Genomic DNA, 17,675 nt, shown 5'->3' on the forward strand with positions numbered 1-17,675 from the left:
CACACCCTTACTAGTGCGAGGTGCCGGACTCCAGGGTCGGGATCACACCCCGGACGGGGCTGATCATGACCAGCATCGGCGACCGGGCCGGCGTGGGCAGCTCGAGTTCGGTGATGTTGCCCTGCACCCGCCGCTTGGGCCGGCCCGCGTCGCCGTCCCTGATGCTGAGGATGCGGTCCACCGTGGGCGCCGCCGCCCCCATGAGCTTCTTGGCGGCGTGGCGCAGCCAGCGCAGCTCGCTGTTGATACGCCGCCACGTCGCCGGGACGATGCTGGCCGGCTCGGCCTTGGTGCCGAGCCGGAGCGTGATCCGGCCGGTCGACCCGAACGCGCCGGGCAGCACCGGGTTGATCAAGAACATTCCCGAGCGCAGCAGGCGCGCGCCCTGCTTGTTGACGTTCGCCAGCCCGCCGGCGCTGATCAGCGAGTACAGCTCGCAGCGGCACCCGTCGAGTTTGTCGGGGTCGAAGTTCACCGGCGGCGGCTCCTCGAACACGATCTTGTCGATCCGCAGCCCCGCCACGCCGTCCGGCATGAGACGTCCGCCTACGATCTGGCGCACCTCGTCGCTGACCCCGTCGCCCTCTGTGATGTCGAGCGCCTCGATGGAGATCAGTCCGTCGTCGGGGATCTCCTCCGCCGACAGGTCGAAGCCCACCTGGGCGTGGGCCTTGCGGCCGCGCAACAGCAGGCACTGGCGCAGCCGTCCCTGGGAGCGGATCTGGATCAGCCGCGGCAGCGAGCTCGCAGGCTCGCCCTCGCCGGTGTGCCAGCCGATCAACGACCGCTCGTCCACCGACAATGTCATCCGCACCCGCAGCGGGCGGCCCTGTGCGGCGATCTTGAACCCGGCCAGCCCGGACGTCTCGAATCTGCCCACGATCTGCGAGCCCCGGTGGAACCGATCGGTCACCTGCAAGGCGGCGTTCTGGCCGCTGAGCACGTGCGCGGGCGGTATCGCCGGAAGGATCAGCTGGTCGAGGTCAGTGGCGGATCCGCTGCTCATCGAGTGCTCCTCGCGGGGGTCAGTGTGGTGGACAGGTCTGCCGGGTCATAGAAGTCGAAACGGGTGAGCAGGGGGTCACGTCGTGCCCACATGCGGTGGACCGCGCAGAAGAGCGGGTCGCCGTCGCGCTCGACGTATCGCAGGTTGACGGCCAGCACGCGGGTGTAGTCCTCGCCGTGCTCCCAGTGCGGCAGGAGCTGGGTGGGCACGTCCCCGCCGCAGCGCTGCAGCCAGAGCCACAGGCGGGCGCGCTCGCGCTGCTCTGGGCCGAGGATGGTGTCGCCCTTGGCGTGCCTGGCGATGGCCTCTTCCAGGAGCTGCCGGTGCTCGCACGGCGAGCGCGAGACGTGCGAAGCGCCGCACTCGGCCCCTTCTGACCAGCCGGCCTGGATGACGGGGATGCCGAAGGCCGGCAGCTCGCTGTCCCCGAACGTGACGGCAATGTCGGTCAGGCTCCACAACATGTTCGTGGACAGGCTGTCGGCCACGTACTTCATCCGGGAGTGGGCGGCGCCGACCGGGTCGAGGAACAACCAGTTGGCCGACTCGTCGGACGTGGCGAAGTGTGCCGTCGTCTCGAACAGCTCCGTGTCCTCGCCGGGCTGGTGGCCGAACACGGTGACCGTGGGCAGGCCGGGGTCGAGGCCCAGGCGGGCGCAACCGTAGTTGCGGAGCTGGCGGCGTTCGGTGTCGGTACGGACCTGGTATCCGCTCTTCGCCTGCCAGGCCACACGCTCCGCGCTGGGTCTGATCAAGTCCCGATGCGGCCAGACGTGCGCATCGAAGAACGCCGCCACCTGGCTGGGCAGTTCCTCCCGGAAGGAGCTCGGGCCGTCCGTGGGGAACATCGCGTACGCCTGCACCGTCCCGGTGCCGTGCACGTGCACGACCGGGATGTCCCTGGGCACGCTGTGGTCCACCCGGGGGGTGACCAGCGCGACAGGCGGCGTCTCCGGCTGCGGGTCGCGCGCGGCCCCGAACACCTCGCCCAGCTGCCGCACCTCCGGGTCGCCCAGCACGACCAGCCGCCCCCTGGCCGCGCCGCACACGGCCTTCGCGACCATGAGCGTGCGGGCCACGGATCTTATGTCCTGGTCGAACGCCTCGGCCACGACGCACCGGTCGCCGAGGGGCCTTTCCCCCCAGTGCGTACGGGCAGCGCGGAGCAGCCGATCGAAGTACGCGCCATCTCCGACACGACGCATGAGACCCTCCACCGAGGCCAGGAAGATATGCCTGGTAGACGTTGCCAGAGCGGCGTGCCTGTGCCCGGCGACTGACCCGCTTCTTTGCCAACCTCTGACGGAAGCCGTGGGCAGGCCTGATCCGCGATCAAGGAGATGTGCTGGAAATCACCGCATCGAGGCCGAACCAACCAGCGCCTCCTGAGGTCCAAGCCTTTACAAGGAGCACGCCATGAGCGGGTTTAGGATGCACCCTATTGCCCGAGATTGCCAGGAAGGTTGGGGGAATTTCCACATGGGTTCCCGTGTGTCGAGTATCGCGCGCCTGACCGCGGCCGCGACAGCAGCCGGGGTGGTGGCCGCCGCCATCGCGCTGCCCGCGGTCGGAGGCACCGGAGCGATGTTCGTCTCGGCATCTGAGGAGCTGGGCATCAAACCCGAGGAGCTCAAGGAGCCCCCGCTGGCGGAGAAGACGGTGCTGCTGGACGCCAAGGGCAACCAGATCGCGCAGTTCTACGAGGAGTACCGCGAGAACGTCACGCTCGACCAGGTCGCCGACGTCATGAAGACGGCGATCATCTCCATCGAGGACTACCGCTTCTACGAGCACGGCGCGATCGACATCGAGGGCACCATCCGCGCCCTGGCCAAGAACCTCAGCTCCGGTGGCATCGCCCAGGGCGGCTCGTCCATCACCCAGCAGTACGTCAAGCAGGTGCTGCTCAACTCGGCGACCACCGAGAAGGAGAAGAACGCCGCGCTGGAGGCCAGCTACGCGCGCAAGCTCAGGGAGCTGCGGTACGCGATGGCGGTCGAGGAGAAGTACACCAAGGACCAGATCCTGGAGAAGTACCTCAACATCGCCTACTTCGGCGCGAGCGCGTACGGCGTGGAGGCGGCGGCCAAGCGGTTCTTCGGCGTGAGCGCTTCTGAGCTGACCCTGGCGCAGGCGGCGACCCTGGCCGGCGCCGTGCAGGACCCGAACGCGACGGACCCCAACCTCGGCAAGGAGCAGCGGGACCGGCTGCTGAAGCGGCGCAACCTCGTCCTCGACACGATGGCCAAGCTGGGCAAGATCACTCCGCAGGAGGCCCAGGAGGCCAAGGCCAAGAAGCTCGGCTACAAGGGCACCGACATCCCGGGCGGTTGCGGGGCCAGCGACTACCCGTACTTCTGCATGTACGTCCGCAACGAGGTGCTCACCAACCCGGTCTTCGCCAAGACGGCCAAGGCCCGGAGCCAATACCTCAACCGGGGTGGCCTGGAGATCACGACCACCCTCGATCCGAAGATGCAGAAGGCGGCCGAGCAGGCCATCAAGAAGCACGTGTTCGCCACGGACAACCCGGTCGCGTCCGAGGCGCTGGTCCAGCCGGGCACGGGCGCGATCAAGGCCATGGCCGCCAGCCGCAAGTACGGCAACAACAAGCGCAAGAAGGAGATGTCCTACAACGTCGTGGCCGACGCGGTGCACGGCGGCGGCACCGGCTTCCAGGCCGGCTCGACGTTCAAGACGTTCACGCTGCTCACCGCGCTCGATCAGGGCATGAAGATCAACGACGGACTTTCCGTCGGCAGCGGCTACCGCGCCCCCTACTATTCCTCGTTCAAGAACTGCAAGGGCGAGAACATCGGAGACCCCAGCCACACCGTCACCAACGACGAGGGCGGCGGCGGCTTCAAGTCGCTGGCCACCGGCACCTGGGGCTCGGTGAACACCTTCTTCATGGCGCTGGAGCAGAAGGTGGGCCTGTGCAACGTGATCAAGACGGCCCAGTCGCTCGGGATCAAGCGGTCCGACGGCCTGAAGCTGCAGGAATACTCCACCTTCACGCTCGGCATCAACGAGATGGATCCGGTGACCGTCGCCAACGCCTACGCGGCGATCGGCGCGCGCGGCAAATACTGCGCCCCCATGGCGATCACCTCGATCAAGGACCGCTACGGCAAGGCGACCGAGTACAAGCCGAAGTGCAAGCAGGCGCTGGATCCCGAGGTCGCGGACGCGGCGGCGGACATCCTGTCCGGCGTCTTCACCAAGGGCACGATGCGTGGCGTGGGCGGCATCGGCCGACCGGCCGCCGGCAAGACCGGCACCACGGACTCGCAGGCCACGGCCTGGTTCGCCGGGTTCACCCCGGACCTGGCAGGGGCGGTCAGCATCGGTGACCCGCGCGGCGCGCAGAAGTACAAGCTCAACTACGTCACCATCGGTGGCCGCTACTACAGCTCGGTCTTCGGCGCCTCGATCCCCGGCCCGATCTGGAAGGACACCATGATCGCCGCACTGAAGGGCATCCCACCGACGGACTTCACGCCGGTGAACACCGCCCGCTTCGGGGGCTGCGGTCAGAGCTGCGCGCCGGTGCAGCCCGAGCGCGACCGTGAGGAGCCGCAGAGCGACGACGACCCCTTTGACGTCACGCTTGGCCTAGGAGACGACTGATCGTTCCGGGGGTTTCCAACACCCAAATATGACAAATCGGGCTGGTCAATATACCGAGATCACCATCCTGCACAAAAACCTCTCGCAACTACCAATGCCTCTAGCTCCGCAAATTCGGAGTGCGTCCGCACAATGGGACGCACTCCTTGCAAAGGCTCTATTAACAGGGGCGAAACATTGGTACCTTGGGAGCGCTCCCAGGAACTTTCCGCGAGGTGCTCCATGACCGAGCAGCCCACACTGGCACAGGTGGCGGCCGCTGCAGGGGTTTCCCCCGCGACCGCATCCCGAGTTCTCACAGGCTCGGTGCGGGTCAGTACCTCGACCCGCCGCCAAGTCTACGACGCCGTCTCCCGAATGGGGTACGTCCGGCACCGGGCGCCCAGGGGAACGGCAGCCAAGACCATGGCCGACGGCGTCACGGCCGTGATCTGTGACCATCTGCCCCGACTGTTCTCCGAACCGTACTACGCCAGGCTCCTGTCCGCCGCGGGCGCCGTGATCGCCGAACACGGCACCCATCTCCAGGTCACGACCGTCACCCCCACGTCGTCGACCCTGCCCGCGTTATCCGGCGCGGTGCTCATCATCGGCGCCAGGGAACGCCATCCCCTGGCGATCAAACTGTCCACGTCGGGCGTCCCGGTACGCAACATCGGCCGCCCGCCCCACGACCTCAAGCTCCCGTACGCCGACGTCGACAACTACGACGGAGGCCGGCAGGCGGCCGAGCACTTTCTGCTCAGCGGCCGCAGGAACGTGGCCGCCATCGGCGGTCCGCCGTCCCTGCCCGCGGCCCGCGACCGGCTGGACGGGCTGATCCGCACCCTGCAGGCGGCCGGCGCGCCGGACGTGCCGGTGGCCTACGGCGACTTCACCGCCGCCTCGGGCACCCATGCCATGCAGTGGCTGCTGCGTCACGCCCCAGGGCTGGACGCCGTCTTCGTCGCCTCGGACCTGATGGCGGCGGGCGCGATCCAGGCGCTGCGCAGGGCGGGGCGCAAGGTGCCCGCGGACGTCGCGGTGATCGGGTTCGACGACGCCCCGGTCGCCAAGCACACCGTCCCCGCTCTGACCACGATCCGCCAGCCCGTCGAGGAGCTCGCCACGGTCGCCACCCGGCTGCTCCTGACGGGAGCCGCGGGCATCGACCCTGTCCTCCCCACGGAACTGGTCGTCCGTGAGTCGGCTTGAGCCGGGGGAGGTGCTGGCCCGGCGGTATCTGCTGCTGGATCCGCTGGCCCGCGGGGGCATGTCCGTCATCTGGCGTGCCTTTGACCAGTCACTGCACCGAATGATCGCGCTCAAGGTGCTGACCGCGTCACTGCACACCGATTGCGGCGCGCGGGTCAACGTGCGCAGCGAGGCTCGCGCCGCCGCCCGATTCATCCACCCCGACACCATCGAGATCTACGACTACGGCGAATGCGTCACCGCCAACGGCGGGGTCGCGGCCTACGTCGTGATGCCGCTGCTCGACGGCACGCCGCTGGCCGAGCGCATCGAGGCGGGCCCGCTGCCGTGGACCGAGGCGGCGGGCATCGCGCTGCGGCTGGCCCGCGTCCTCATGACCGGGCACGCCCGCGGCCTGGTCCACCGGGACGTCACGGCCGAGAACGTGCTGCTCACCACGGACGGGCCCAAGCTGCTCGACTTCGGCATCGCGGCCTGGGAGGGCGACCCGGAGGACGACCGGGGCACACCGCCCTACGTCGCCCCCGAGCGCCTGCTCGGCGCGCCGACCCATCCCGCTGTCGACGTGTACGCCCTGGGTGTGCTGCTGCACACCATGCTCACGGGGCACACGCCGTACCCGGAGACCACATGGGAGGAGATCGAGGCCGCCTGCCGGACATCTCCTCCGCCGCGGGTCCCCGGGGTGCCGCACGCCGTCGCCTCACTCTGCCAGCGGTGCCTGGCGCACCGGCCGGAGGAGCGGCCCTCGGCGGCGGACGTCGTCGCCGAGCTGACATCGGCGCTCGGCACGGCGACGCTGGGCCGGCACGTCAGGCGGGGCCTCACGGTCGCGAGCTCGGCCGCGCTGGCGCTCTCCGCAATGTTGTGGTTCCAGCAGACGGGACTCCAGCAGCAGGGCGCGAGCCGGCCACCGGTGGACAAGGCCGTGGTGGAGCCGTCGGTCTCCCCCACCGCCAGGTACATCGAGAACACGCCGGCCGCCGCGGTCACCGTGGATCAGGCGGTGAACGACTTCACCACCGTGCTGGAGGCGAGGACGCCGTGCGGCGCGACCGACGCCGACGTCGTGCTCGACCTCAAGCAGGTGCTGAACGCCACCGTGACGCCGCGGGGACCGTACGCGTCCACCACGGCCGACGTCCGCAGGAAGTTGTCCGACCGCTGGCGGGAGGGCAGGCTCTCACCGGCCTGCCTGAGCGAGCTGGAGGCCAGGCTCGACGACATCGAATCCGCGCTCGGGCGCAATTGAAGGAGGGGTACGGCAGCAGCACCAGCCGTACCCCTCCGAACGCGCGGTCCGTACCCCTCGCTAAAGCACGCCCGCGCGGGCATCACGCGCAGGTGTAGCCGCTCGGCACCTGCGTGTTCCCGTCCGGCCTGCTCGCCTGGAAGCCGAAGCTCGTCGAGGCGTTCGGCGCCAGGGCGCCGTTGTGGCCGAGGTTCCTGGCGGTCACCGTGGAGCCGCTGGCGGTGAGGCTCGCGTTCCACGAACCGGTGATCGTGTGCCCGGCCGGCAGCGTGAACGTCACGCTCCAGCCGGTCTTGGCCGAGGTCCCGGTGTTGGTGACGGTCACCGGCTGGACGACGTAGCCGTTGCTCCACGAGTTCTGGACGGCGGCGGTGGCCGTGCACCCTCCGCCGCTCCCGCCGGACAGGGTGGTCACGGTGGCCGCGGCCGACTCGGGCGATTGATTGCCGGCGGCGTCCCTGGCCCGCACCCGGTAGCGGTAGGTGGTGGCGGGGCTCAGCCCGGTGTCGGTGAACGACGTCGTGGAGCTGCTGCCGACCACGGTGAAGGTGTCCCCGGTGGCACGCAGGACGTCGTACCCGGTCACGCCCACGTTGTCGGTGGAGGCGGCCCACGACAGGGTGGTGCTGCTCGACGTGGTGCCCGCGGCGGTCGGCGTGCCGGGCGTGCTCGGCGGCGTGGTGTCGGTGCCGCCGCCCGTCGAGCCGAAGGAGAAGGAGTTGACCGCGAGGCCTGTGCCGCCGGCCCAGGGCTCGAAGCCGGCCTGCACGCTGGTGAGGTACCACGACCGCTGCGCGTAGCCGCGGCTGATCGCGTCGGCGTAGAAGGTGTTGATGGTGAAGTCGAGTGAGGTCGCCGGCGTGGTGCGGACATAGGAGACCACGTTCCAGCCGATGTTGCCGTACCAGACCTGCCAGGTGCCGCCGGCCAGCGTGACGGTGCCGACCTGGGAGCCGATCGGCTGGACGGAGCCCTGCCTGTTGAGCCAGATCATGATCTCGGCGCCGGTGTTCTGGCCGTCGGTCCGCGGCGTGGGGTCGAACCAGATGTCGTAGGAGGCGTTGTAGGTGCCGGAGCTCGGATAGGTCATGCTCACGGTGCTGCGCAGGGCGGCGAATCCCGAGGCGCTCGCCTGCATGGGCAGGTTGCTGCCGGTGCTGCAGGTCGCGTAATGGCAGCCCGCGTAGATCGCCGGATACGCCGCCGGGGACCCGTTGGCCGGCTTGTTGTGCGCGGCCTGAGTGACCGTGAAGCCGCCGTTCTGGTTCACGTCGATGCACTGCGCGGTGTCGGCGCCCCAGACGTTGTTCATGACCACGTAGCGCCCGCTCTGAATGGTGGTCGAGGCGTACTTGTCGCACAACACGGGGGCGGCCTGCGCCGGTGCGGCGAACAGGCACGTGGCGAATAACGCGATCAGGGAAAGGTAGGCGCGCCTCATGTCGATCCTTGGGTGCAAGGCTGCTGGGAGCGCTCCCAATATGCCACCCAGAGCGGCAAAGACCAAGGTCGGCTGAAAGTTTCACCGCACGTTGTCGAAGCCGCGCCGGCCGTGATTCAATCGCGCTGGCCGGGCGGGCTGGGTCGTGGGCAGGTTTCCTCTGTCGTCAGCACAAGGGAATCCCCATGAAATTATTCAAGTCGGCGGCGATCACCGCCGGATTGGTCCTGATCACTAGTCTCCTTATGGTGCCCACGCAGGCGCAGGCGCACGGGGTGTCGATGTTCCCCGGCAGCCGCACGTTCCTCTGCTGGCAGGACGGCCTGCGCGACAACGGCCAGATCATTCCTTACAACCCCGCGTGTGCGGCCGCCGTCCAGCAGAGCGGCACGACCCCCCTGTACAACTGGTTCGCGGTGCTGCGTTCCGACGGTGCGGGCCGGACCAGCGGATTCATTCCCGACGGGCAGATCTGCAGCGGCGGCACCGGCGGGCCCTACGACTTCACGGCATACAACGCGGTCCGCTCCGACTGGCCGCTGACCCACTTGACCTCGGGCGCCAGCATCCAGATGCGGCACAGCAACTGGGCCAGGCACCCGGGCGCGTTCAACTACTACATCACCAAGAACGGCTGGAACCCGAACGCGCCGCTGAAGTGGTCCGACCTGGAGCCGTTCGGCAGCGTCACCAACCCGCCCGAGAGCGGCGGGGCCGGCGGGCTCAACTACTACTACTGGAACGCCCAGCTGCCGTCCGGTAAGACCGGCCGGCACATCATCTTCACCCACTGGATCCGCTCGGACAGCAACGAGAACTTCTACAGCTGCTCCGACGTCGTGTTCGACGGCGGCAACGGCGAGGTCACCGGTGTCGGTCCCGACGGCCAGCAGCCCGGCCCTAGCCCGACGGTGACCCCGACGAACAACCCCACGGGCGCCTGCACAGCCACGTGGAAGGCCACGGACACCGGCTGGGCCGGCCACTTCCAGGGTGAGGTGACCGTGCGCAACACCGGCACGAGCTCGATGAACGGCTGGACGGTCAAGTGGACCTACAGCGGTGGGCAGGGCTTCGAGGGCTCACCATGGAACGCCGTCCTGACCGGGCAACCGCCCAACGTGACGGTCACGAACGCCAACTACAACGGCCAGCTGGCGCCGAACGCCACGACGACGTTCGGCTTCAACGCCACTGGCTCGGTTCCTAACCCGCCACCTACCCTGACCTGCACCAGCCCGTGATCAGAACGCGTCGCGGGCTGATCGCGGCGATCGTCACCCTGGCCAGCCTGACCCTGGCCGGGGTGATGTTTTTCGCCGCCAGGCAGCCGTCGTCACAGTTGCAGGAAGAGCTCGCCGCGCAGGTCACCAAGATTCTCGAGGAGTCCTCGCCCGACGAGCACCACGCCCACGGGCACAACTTCGAATCCCGCGTGGTGTGCGCCGTGGAGCCGTTCGGCACCGAGCCCGCGGACGCCAAGTCCCTCGTGGAGGTGACGTGGGTGTACGCCCGTCACATGTGCGCGATCACCGGCGAGAGCCCTGAATGGGCCTCGTCCGTCCGGGCCGCCGGGCCGATCGCCGTCAAGATCAGCATCCCTCCCCAGATCCGCGTGCCCGAGCCGGGGGCCGGCTATCCGGACCGGGTCAGGAACCTCATTCCCGAGCGCTATCACACGCAGGCCTTCCAGGAGGAGTTCGAGGACGACGCGGCCATCGAGGCCGCTCGCCAGCGGTTCGCCCAAGTCAAATAGCGGTGTTCTCGCTGGGGACGTCCGCGGGCCGGCGACAAAGCGGGCCATCCGGAAAGGGTGCAGAGGGATCGAAACAAACGGACGCGGCCGACTGGAGGAATCGACCGCGTCCGTCCCATCCGGGCGGGGATGGTGTTCATTGGGCAGGGATATGGAGTTGTGGCCTCACCTCCTCATACGCAGCCGACGGCCGGGGTGTTCAGTTGGCGCACGCGTAGCCGGTGGACAGCTCCGTGTTGCCGTTCGGGCGGCCGGCCTGGAACCCGAATCCGGCGCTCGCGTTGGGGGCCAGCGTGCCGTTGTAGCTCAGGTTCTTGGCCGTCACTGTCTGGCCGTCGACCGTCACCGCGGCGTTCCAGTAGCCGGTGATCGTGTGCCCGTCGGGCAGCTTGAACGTCACCGTCCAGCCGTTCTTGGTCGAGGAGCTGGTGTTGGTCACGGTCACCCCGGCCACGTAGCCGGTGCTCCACTGGCTCTGCGCGGAGCCGGCGGCCGTGCAGCCACCCCCGGCGAGCGTGGTGAAGGGCACGGTCGGCGACGGGTCCGACTGGTTGCCCGCCGCGTCCCTGGCCCGCACGTACACCTGGTACGCGGTGGCCGGCGACAGCCCGGTCAGCGTGATGGAGTTCGTGGCCGTGGCGCCGAGGTGGGTGCCGGTCGAGGTGTAGACGTCGTAGCCGGTCACGCCCACGTTGTCGGTGGAGGCGGTCCAGGTCAGCGTGGCGCCGGAGGCGGTGACGTTCGACGCCGACGGGGCGCCCGGCGGGGTCGGCTGGGTCGGGTCGCTGGTGCCGCCGCCATAGATCGACGCCTCCTTGGCGGTGGCGGCGATGCCGTTGGCGCCGTTGAACAGCCGCTGCCCCCAGGAGGTGAGCCGGGTGACGTCGAAGTTCGTCACCTGGTCGAGATACTCGACGCCGCCACTGTTGCCGCTCCACGACCAGCCCAGGTAGCCGATGCCGCGGCTCACGGCCTGCGCCATGATCGTGTCCTCGTCCGGGTCGCCGTCGGAGTGGTTGAACCCGAACTCCCCGATCACCAGCGGCAGCCCGGCGGTCTTGAACGCGTCCAGGTACGCCGTGATCTCCGCGGCCGTGTCGTAGACGCCGTACATGTGGACGGAGAAGATCGTGTTCTTGTCGGGGTCGCTGTCGAAGACCGACCGCGCGTTGTCGCGCATGGTGCCCTGCCAGTCCTGGCCCCAGTTGGGCGCGTCGACCATCAGCGCGTGGTCGAAGCCGTTGTCACGCAGCTCCTGGATGGCGGCCTTGGTGCGGTCGGCCCAGCCGGGGGTGACCGCGTTGTTGCCGATCGGCTCGTTGCCGATGTTGACGATGATGTAGTCCTCCTGGCCGACCAGGGCGGACTTGACGCTGAGCCAGTAGTCGACGGCCTGGTCCAGGGTGTAGGCGCCGCTCTGCTCGCCGTACCCGGTGGTGTCGTGGTTCTCCAGGACGCAGATGAGCTTGTTCTGCTTGCACAACGCGACCACGTTGGCCACGTCGGCGGCGTTGTTGGCGGTCCAGCGGCCGCCGCTGAGCACGACGCGGACGGTGTTGGCCTTCAGCGACTTGATGTCGGCGAACGCCTTGGTCTGGCCGGCGTACCAGGTGTGCGCGTGGCTGGTGCCGCGCATCACGAACTCCTGGCCGTTGCCTTCAAGGATCTTCGTGCCGCTGACGTGGATGCCGGTGGCCGCGTTCGCGGCCGTGGCCGGCACGACGGCGAGGGCCGCCGCGACGGCCAGCGCGGTGAACAGTGACTTCATGAAGGGCCTCTCCCTGAGGCGTGGAACCGCCCCCGCTGCACGGGGCGACGGGGGCGGGGTCCGCGCTCAGGCGGGGGTGCAGGTGATCGGGTCAGGGGTGGACGCGGTGCCGCCGGCGATGAAGCCGAACGTGGCGGTGGCGTTCGGGGCGAGCGTGCCGTTCCAGGCCTCGTTCTTGACCGAGACGCTGGAGCCGTTCTGGGTGTGCTTGCCGCCCCACAGCTGGCTGATCTGGTTCTGGGACGTCCAGGCGACCGTCCAGCCGTTGATCGCCGAGGTGCTCGTGTTCTTCACCGTCACCTCGGCCTGGTAGCCGCCGCCCCAGGAGCTCGTCACCTTGAACGCCGCCGTGCAGCCGCCCGGCGGCGGCTCCTCGTTCGTGGTGGTGAACGGTGTGCCGTCCGACGGCGCCGAGGTGTTGCCCGCCGCGTCCCGCGCCACCACGGAGGCGGTGTAGGACGTGGAAGGGGTGAGACCGCTCAGGTCGAAGGAGGCGCTCGTGGCCGTGCCTACCTTGGTGGACCCCAGGTAGACGTCGTAGCCCGTCACGCCCACGTTGTCCGTGGAGGCCGTCCAGCTGAGCTTGGCGGTCGAGCCCGTGATCCCGGATACCGCGGGCTTGCCCGGCTTGCTGGGCGGGGTGTCGTCCTCTTCCTCCGGACCCGGCGGCTCACCCCAGATCTTGGTGGCGCCGCTGTAGAGGGTGATGTTCTGGGTCCGCGCCGGCGTCGCGCCGGGCGTCGTGGGGATGTTCCGGTACGACCAGTCGTTGGCCGGGTCCCACGTGCCCGCGCTGCTGATCCTGAACTGCACCTCCCTGCGGTGTTGCGACTGCCCGGCCGGGGCGATGACCTGCCCCGAGCAGTCGATGTCGACGTAGTACGTGCTGCCGCCCGCCGAGTGCAGCGTGGGCGCCTTGCACTGCGTGTACGCCGACGACACGCTGATCTGCGAGGCCGTCGTCGAACCGTCGAGCGTGAAGTAGTAGCGGAACGAGCCGTCGGACAGCACCCTGGCCGGCCAGGCCGACTGGTTGCGGACGATGGCCTTGATCTCGGTGAAGTTGCTTCCCGAGGCGTTCACGCCCGCCTCGACGAAGATCTCAGGACCGTCCGGCGTCTCCTGCACGGGAAAGTTCGCCGCCGGCGCTCCTCCGTACTCCTTGTAGAGCCGGGCCAGCGCGCTGGTGAAGCCGGCGTTGTAGTCGGTGGCGACCTCGTTCATGACGTAGTCGTCGCGCTTGTCGGTGTAGGCGTCGTTCGGGTCGGGCGGGCCGCCGACCAGCGCGCCGTACAGGGTGTGGCGGGTCTGCTCGGGGTTGGTGATCTGGTCGGTCCACGAGCCGTGCGCCGTGCGGTGATGCGGGTTCTTCGGCGGGTTGTTGCCGAACCCGATCACGTAGGAGGAGTTGCGCGGGTTGTCGCCGAGCGCGTAGTTGATCTGCCGCACCGCGAAGTCGTGGTAGCGGGCCTTACGCGTCGCGTCGGTGATCGAGTCGCTGTGCACGAGCGCCGCGAACGAGGTGTTGGCCGCGTACCGCAGGGAGCCCCACCGGTCGAGCACGGCCTGGCCGCCCGGCGAGTACTTGACCTGTGAGCCGTTGACGCCGACCGTCCACCAGTCGAGCCAGCGGTTGGCGTCGTCCAGATACTGCTGCTTGCCGGTCAGCTTGTGCAGCAGCACGTACGCGCCGTACGACTTGTCGTCCCAGGCGATCGTCCACTTGTACGACTTGGTCGTGCTCTGCGGCTCGGTGCCCAGGTTGGCGTAGCCGCTCTCGGCCTTGGCCAGGTAGGAGGCGTCGTTCGTGGCCCGGTGGAGCCAGATCGCGCCCCACACCAGCTCGTCGTTGAAGCCGCTCCAGGAGTTGTAGTACCCCTGCGCGTCGGTGATGCAGTCGCTGTACTTCTTCCTGACGGTGTCGGCGAAGGAGTACAGCTGCTTGGCGTGCGTCACCAGCGTGTCGGCATAGGTCGGGTTCGTCGGGCGGAAGACGATCGAGGAGGCCGCCATCGCCGCCGCCGTCTCCCCCGCCAGGTCCGACCCGCCGCAGGACGCGTCGATCTTGTACGCCGGCCGGTTCATCTGCATGGCCTCGGCCGGGCCCCACCAAGCGTGGTCCGTGCCGCCGTTGCCGACCTGCCCGTAGAGCACGTTCGGCGACGGGTGGGCCTTGATGAAGTAGTCGTTGACGAACTTGAGGTTGTTGAGCAGGTGGGTGAGCTGCCCCGAGGAGGCGTAGGCGTCGCGGTACTCGACCGCGCCCCAGGCCAGCATGGTGGCGGAGAACGCCATCGGGAAGCCGAACTTGACGTGGTCGCCCGCGTCGTACCAGCCGCCCGTCAGATCCACGCCGACGTCCTTGCCGTCGTTCATGCCCGAGTCGCCGCGCCAGGAGACGCGGTTCCAGTCGGGCAGCGCGCCCGACTGCTGGGCCTCGTAGAACCACAGCGACTTCTGCAGCGCCTCGCCGTAGGCGAAAGCCGGTGCGGCCGAGGCGGGGGCCGCCGGCCCTGCCACCACAAGGGGCAGGGCCAGCGACACCGCGGCTATGAAAGCTGCCTTTCTCACGGGAAGAGCCGCCCGTACTCGGCGAGCGCGACGGCCACGTCGACCTGCGCCCAGAACCGGTGGTAGTTGAAGCTGGGAACCGGGCCGGTGCCCTTCAGGTAGGCGTCGACCTCCGCCCAGTCGGGGTCGTTCTTGTAGAAGGACCTGATCGAGATGAACGTGGAGTTGGAGTCGATGGTGTCGCCGTTCGGCATCTTGCCGGTCCAGCCCGGCGGCACGTAGACCGGGTCGTCGATGCGGTTGTAGTCGGCCTTGGTCTCCGGCACCGACACGCCCTTGGCGTCGCGGTTCTTCCAGACGCCGTCGAGCAGCGCCTTGGCCGTGTCTCTGGCCTGGGTGTGGTTGGCCCGGGCCGCGTAGTACATCAGCACCTTGGCGTAGGAGCCGGCGACGCCCACGTCCTGCGTGTGGTCCACGACGGTCACGCGCAGGTCCGGGTTGGCCGGCGGCATGCCGGTGGTGGCGTTGAAGTCACCGGCGGGCTGGCCGGTCCACCGCAGCGTGGAGGGCATCCGGTAGCTGCCGTCCGCGTTGATCGTGGTGTTGGCCAGCGCCCAGGTCACCCACTTGTCGAGGATGGCCTTGGCATCGGCGTTGCCGGTGACGTTGTAGAGCTCGGCCACCCGCTCCATCGTCCACGCCTGGAAGCCGAACCACTGGTTCGACGGCGGGTCGTGGTAGACCGGCTGCCAGTCGTAGGCCATGCCGTGGAACTTCGGCAGGTTGCTCGGCGGCGCGCTGTAGTTGCCGTTCCAGCTGTTGGTCGCACCGCCCGCGATGGCGCCGTCGGCGGACTGCAGCCACTTGTAGAACTGCAGCTGGCGGGTGAGGCTGGTGCTCCAGTCGGAAGCGCCGGTCTGGCTCTTGGGCTTGAGCTCGGTCACGTTCGACAGGGCCCAGGCCGCGAACGGGTTCTGGTAACCGGAGTGGTTGTGGCTGGAGCCGATGCGCCAGGCCCATCCGGCGCTGGAGTCGGTCGCGCCACCCCAGGCGTAGTACCAGTTCAGCAGGTAGGCGGCGGAGTCCTTGCCGGTGCCGACCGGGCACGAGGGGCTCGTGCAACCAGGCTTCTTGAAGTACTTGTCGTACATCGCGTAGCGCAGGTAGTCGCCCATCTTGGCGGCCTTGGCCACGGTCGCGGAGATGTCGCCGGCCTTGTTCTGCGCCTTGGCCCAGGTCAGCGCCCAGTACGCCACCTGCACGGCACGCGCGTCGGCGTCAGGGGCGTTGGTGTACTTCCACTGCTTGGCGTAGGAGCCGTCCTTGATGAACAGGTCCAGGTAGCCGTTGGTGCCGCCGTGCTTGAAGGTGTCGCAGGACGGCTGCGGGATCGTCTCGAAGACCGACTCCTCCGGGCCGCGCTGGTAGGTGTTGATGTAGGCAGGCTTGGTCGTGCCGTCGCCGCAGCGGCCGAAGCCATAGGTGTTGTCGACGTCCAGCAGCCAGTGCATGCCGTAGATGTCGCGGGTGTTGTACGCGCTCTGCAGCTCGTTCGCCAGCGGGTCCACGCCGACCGGGACGCCGGAGTCGATCGGCGAGGGGTAGTTGCTGATCGCGTTGTGCTCGGCCGCGTACGTGGCCGGCTTCGACGGGTTGTAGAAGGAGTTCGTCGGCTGGTCCGCGGTGGCCGGGATGATGTACTTCTCCATCGAGGCCCACGCGTTGTTGAACTTCGACCAGTCGCCGGTGACCTGCCCGTACGTCGCCTCCAGCCACAGGTAGTAGCTGTAGGCCTCGGACGTGGTCTCGTGCCCGTGGTCCGGCGCCTCGACCATGAAGGTCTCGACCGAGTGGTAGGGCACGCCCTCGGGCGAGAAGTAGCCGTTGGCCGGGTCGTGGAGGTCGTTGTAGAGCTCGACGAACCGCTTGACGTACTCGTTGTCGCCGCCGAGGTCGTTGTCGGCCTCGCTGGCGGTGACGTCGACGGGGTCGTAGCCGGTGGCGCTGACCCTGATCACGGCCGAGCCGCTGGTCGTGTCGCTGTCGTTGGCCGCGCTCAGCTGGAATTCCTGCGCGGTGTTCCAGTTGGCCGGTGTGAACGTCTTGGTGGCAGGGGGGACGACGGTGATGTCGGCGTCACCGCTGGCCCGCGCGGCCGAGACGGTCACGTTCGACGTGGGCGCCTGCGAGAGCTTCACCGTGAAGCCCGCCTGCCCCTCCTCCGGCACGGAGAGCGTCGTCGGGCTCACCACGAGCGCGGGTCCCGTGTCCGGGGCGACCGTGATGCCGACCGGATCGGAGGTCTTGGTCGCGCCCCCGTTGTCGGTGGCCTTCGCGGTGATCGAGTAGCTGCCGGCCGCGACGTTCTGCCAGCTGTAGCTGTACGGCGCCGAGGTGTCGGTGCCCAGCAGCGTGGAGCCCTGGTAGAAGTCGACCTTGGAGATCGTGCCGTCGGGGTCGGACGCGTTGGCGGCGATCGGCACGGTGGCCGGCGCCGTGAACCTCTGTCCGGCGGTCGGGGAGGTCAGCGACACGTTGGGCGCGACGTTGTTGCCGGTGCCGCCGCAGGTGACGCCGTTGACGCTGAACGACTCCGGACTGGGGTTGCTGCCCGTCCAGGTGCCGTTGAAGCCCATCGTCGTCGAGGCCCCGGTGCCGAGACTCCCGTTCCACGGCATGTTGGTGCCGGTCATGCGGGTGCCGGACTGCGTCCAGTTCGCACCCCAGCCGCTCGGGGTGTACTTCTGGCCGGTGGTCGGGAAGTCGAAGGCCAGTGACCATGAGGTGATGGGGTCGCCGGTGTTCTTCAACGTGATGTTCGCGGTGAAGCCGCCCTGGCCTGGGCTGCTCGTCCACTGGTTGGCGGCGTACGTCACGTCGCACGACACGGCGGCCTGGGCGGGAGAGGCCGCCACTGCCGTGGTCGCGCCCGCGACGAGGACGAGGGTCGTGGCCACGGCGAGCCGTCTCGTCACGCGCGATAAGAACAAGGGAGGTCTGTACTTCACGGGATCTCCATGGGAGTAGGGGTGTGGGAGCGCTCCCAAAAGGGATTGTGGGTGCCGTCCGGCGTATGTCAACGGAATGGCGCCGCGGTAACCCCCGTGTTTCCTCTCA

At 68.6% G+C, this 17,675-nt stretch carries 11 protein-coding genes; 5 read left to right on the forward strand and 6 right to left on the reverse strand.

The window, feature by feature from the left end:
* Positions 1 to 10: 10 nt before the first annotated feature.
* Both EDD27_RS41365 and EDD27_RS41370 read right to left on the reverse strand, forming a co-directional pair.
* Complete coding sequence (locus tag EDD27_RS41365; RefSeq protein WP_127937236.1) at positions 11 to 1,006, reverse strand: hypothetical protein; 996 nt, start codon at positions 1,004 to 1,006, stop codon at positions 11 to 13.
* On the reverse strand, positions 1,003 to 2,211 hold the full coding sequence (locus EDD27_RS41370) for a hypothetical protein (RefSeq protein ID WP_127937237.1): 1,209 nt from the start codon (positions 2,209 to 2,211) through the stop codon (positions 1,003 to 1,005). The genes EDD27_RS41365 and EDD27_RS41370 overlap by 4 nt, the downstream gene beginning before the upstream one ends.
* 286 nt (positions 2,212 to 2,497) lie before the next feature.
* On the opposite strand from EDD27_RS41370, the gene EDD27_RS41375 reads away from it, so the two are divergent.
* From EDD27_RS41375 to EDD27_RS41385, 3 genes are all read left to right on the forward strand, one after another.
* Positions 2,498 to 4,636: a transglycosylase domain-containing protein gene (locus tag EDD27_RS41375; protein WP_338324688.1), complete on the forward strand. Its 2,139-nt coding sequence runs from the start codon at positions 2,498 to 2,500 to the stop codon at positions 4,634 to 4,636.
* Between the two features lie 222 nt (positions 4,637 to 4,858).
* Positions 4,859 to 5,830 (forward strand): LacI family DNA-binding transcriptional regulator, encoded by a 972-nt coding sequence (locus EDD27_RS41380; RefSeq protein ID WP_127937239.1) that lies wholly within the window; start codon positions 4,859 to 4,861, stop codon positions 5,828 to 5,830.
* Complete coding sequence (locus EDD27_RS41385; protein WP_127937240.1) at positions 5,817 to 7,082, forward strand: serine/threonine-protein kinase; 1,266 nt, start codon at positions 5,817 to 5,819, stop codon at positions 7,080 to 7,082. Before EDD27_RS41380 ends, EDD27_RS41385 begins: the two co-directional genes overlap by 14 nt.
* Positions 7,083 to 7,164: 82 nt before the next feature.
* On the opposite strand, the gene EDD27_RS58065 is transcribed toward EDD27_RS41385, so the two are convergent.
* Positions 7,165 to 8,523, reverse strand: coding sequence for a GH12 family glycosyl hydrolase domain-containing protein (locus tag EDD27_RS58065; protein WP_127937241.1), 1,359 nt, complete (start codon positions 8,521 to 8,523; stop codon positions 7,165 to 7,167).
* 185 nt (positions 8,524 to 8,708) lie between these two features.
* Between EDD27_RS58065 and EDD27_RS41395 the strand changes: the two genes are divergently transcribed.
* Positions 8,709 to 9,767: a lytic polysaccharide monooxygenase gene (locus EDD27_RS41395; protein ID WP_127937242.1), complete on the forward strand. Its 1,059-nt coding sequence runs from the start codon at positions 8,709 to 8,711 to the stop codon at positions 9,765 to 9,767.
* A complete protein-coding gene (locus EDD27_RS41400) occupies positions 9,764 to 10,279 on the forward strand; it encodes a hypothetical protein (protein ID WP_127937243.1) in 516 nt (171 codons plus the stop codon). Before EDD27_RS41395 ends, EDD27_RS41400 begins: the two co-directional genes overlap by 4 nt.
* A gap of 199 nt (positions 10,280 to 10,478) precedes the next feature.
* On the opposite strand, the gene EDD27_RS41405 is transcribed toward EDD27_RS41400, so the two are convergent.
* The 3 genes from EDD27_RS41405 to EDD27_RS41415 all read right to left on the reverse strand — a co-directional run bounded on the left by EDD27_RS41405 (position 10,479) and on the right by EDD27_RS41415 (position 17,533).
* Positions 10,479 to 12,047: a cellulase family glycosylhydrolase gene (locus EDD27_RS41405; RefSeq protein WP_127937244.1), complete on the reverse strand. Its 1,569-nt coding sequence runs from the start codon at positions 12,045 to 12,047 to the stop codon at positions 10,479 to 10,481.
* A gap of 66 nt (positions 12,048 to 12,113) precedes the next feature.
* A complete protein-coding gene (locus EDD27_RS41410) occupies positions 12,114 to 14,672 on the reverse strand; it encodes a glycoside hydrolase family 9 protein (RefSeq protein ID WP_127937245.1) in 2,559 nt (852 codons plus the stop codon).
* Positions 14,615 to 17,533 carry a glycoside hydrolase family 48 protein gene (locus EDD27_RS41415; RefSeq protein ID WP_241564533.1) on the reverse strand — a complete coding sequence of 973 codons (2,919 nt, stop codon included), beginning with the start codon at positions 17,531 to 17,533 and terminating at the stop codon, positions 14,615 to 14,617. Before EDD27_RS41415 ends, EDD27_RS41410 begins: the two co-directional genes overlap by 58 nt.
* Positions 17,534 to 17,675: the final 142 nt, after the last annotated feature.

Source organism: Nonomuraea polychroma, from assembly GCF_004011505.1.
Lineage (GTDB): Bacteria > Actinomycetota > Actinomycetes > Streptosporangiales > Streptosporangiaceae > Nonomuraea > Nonomuraea polychroma.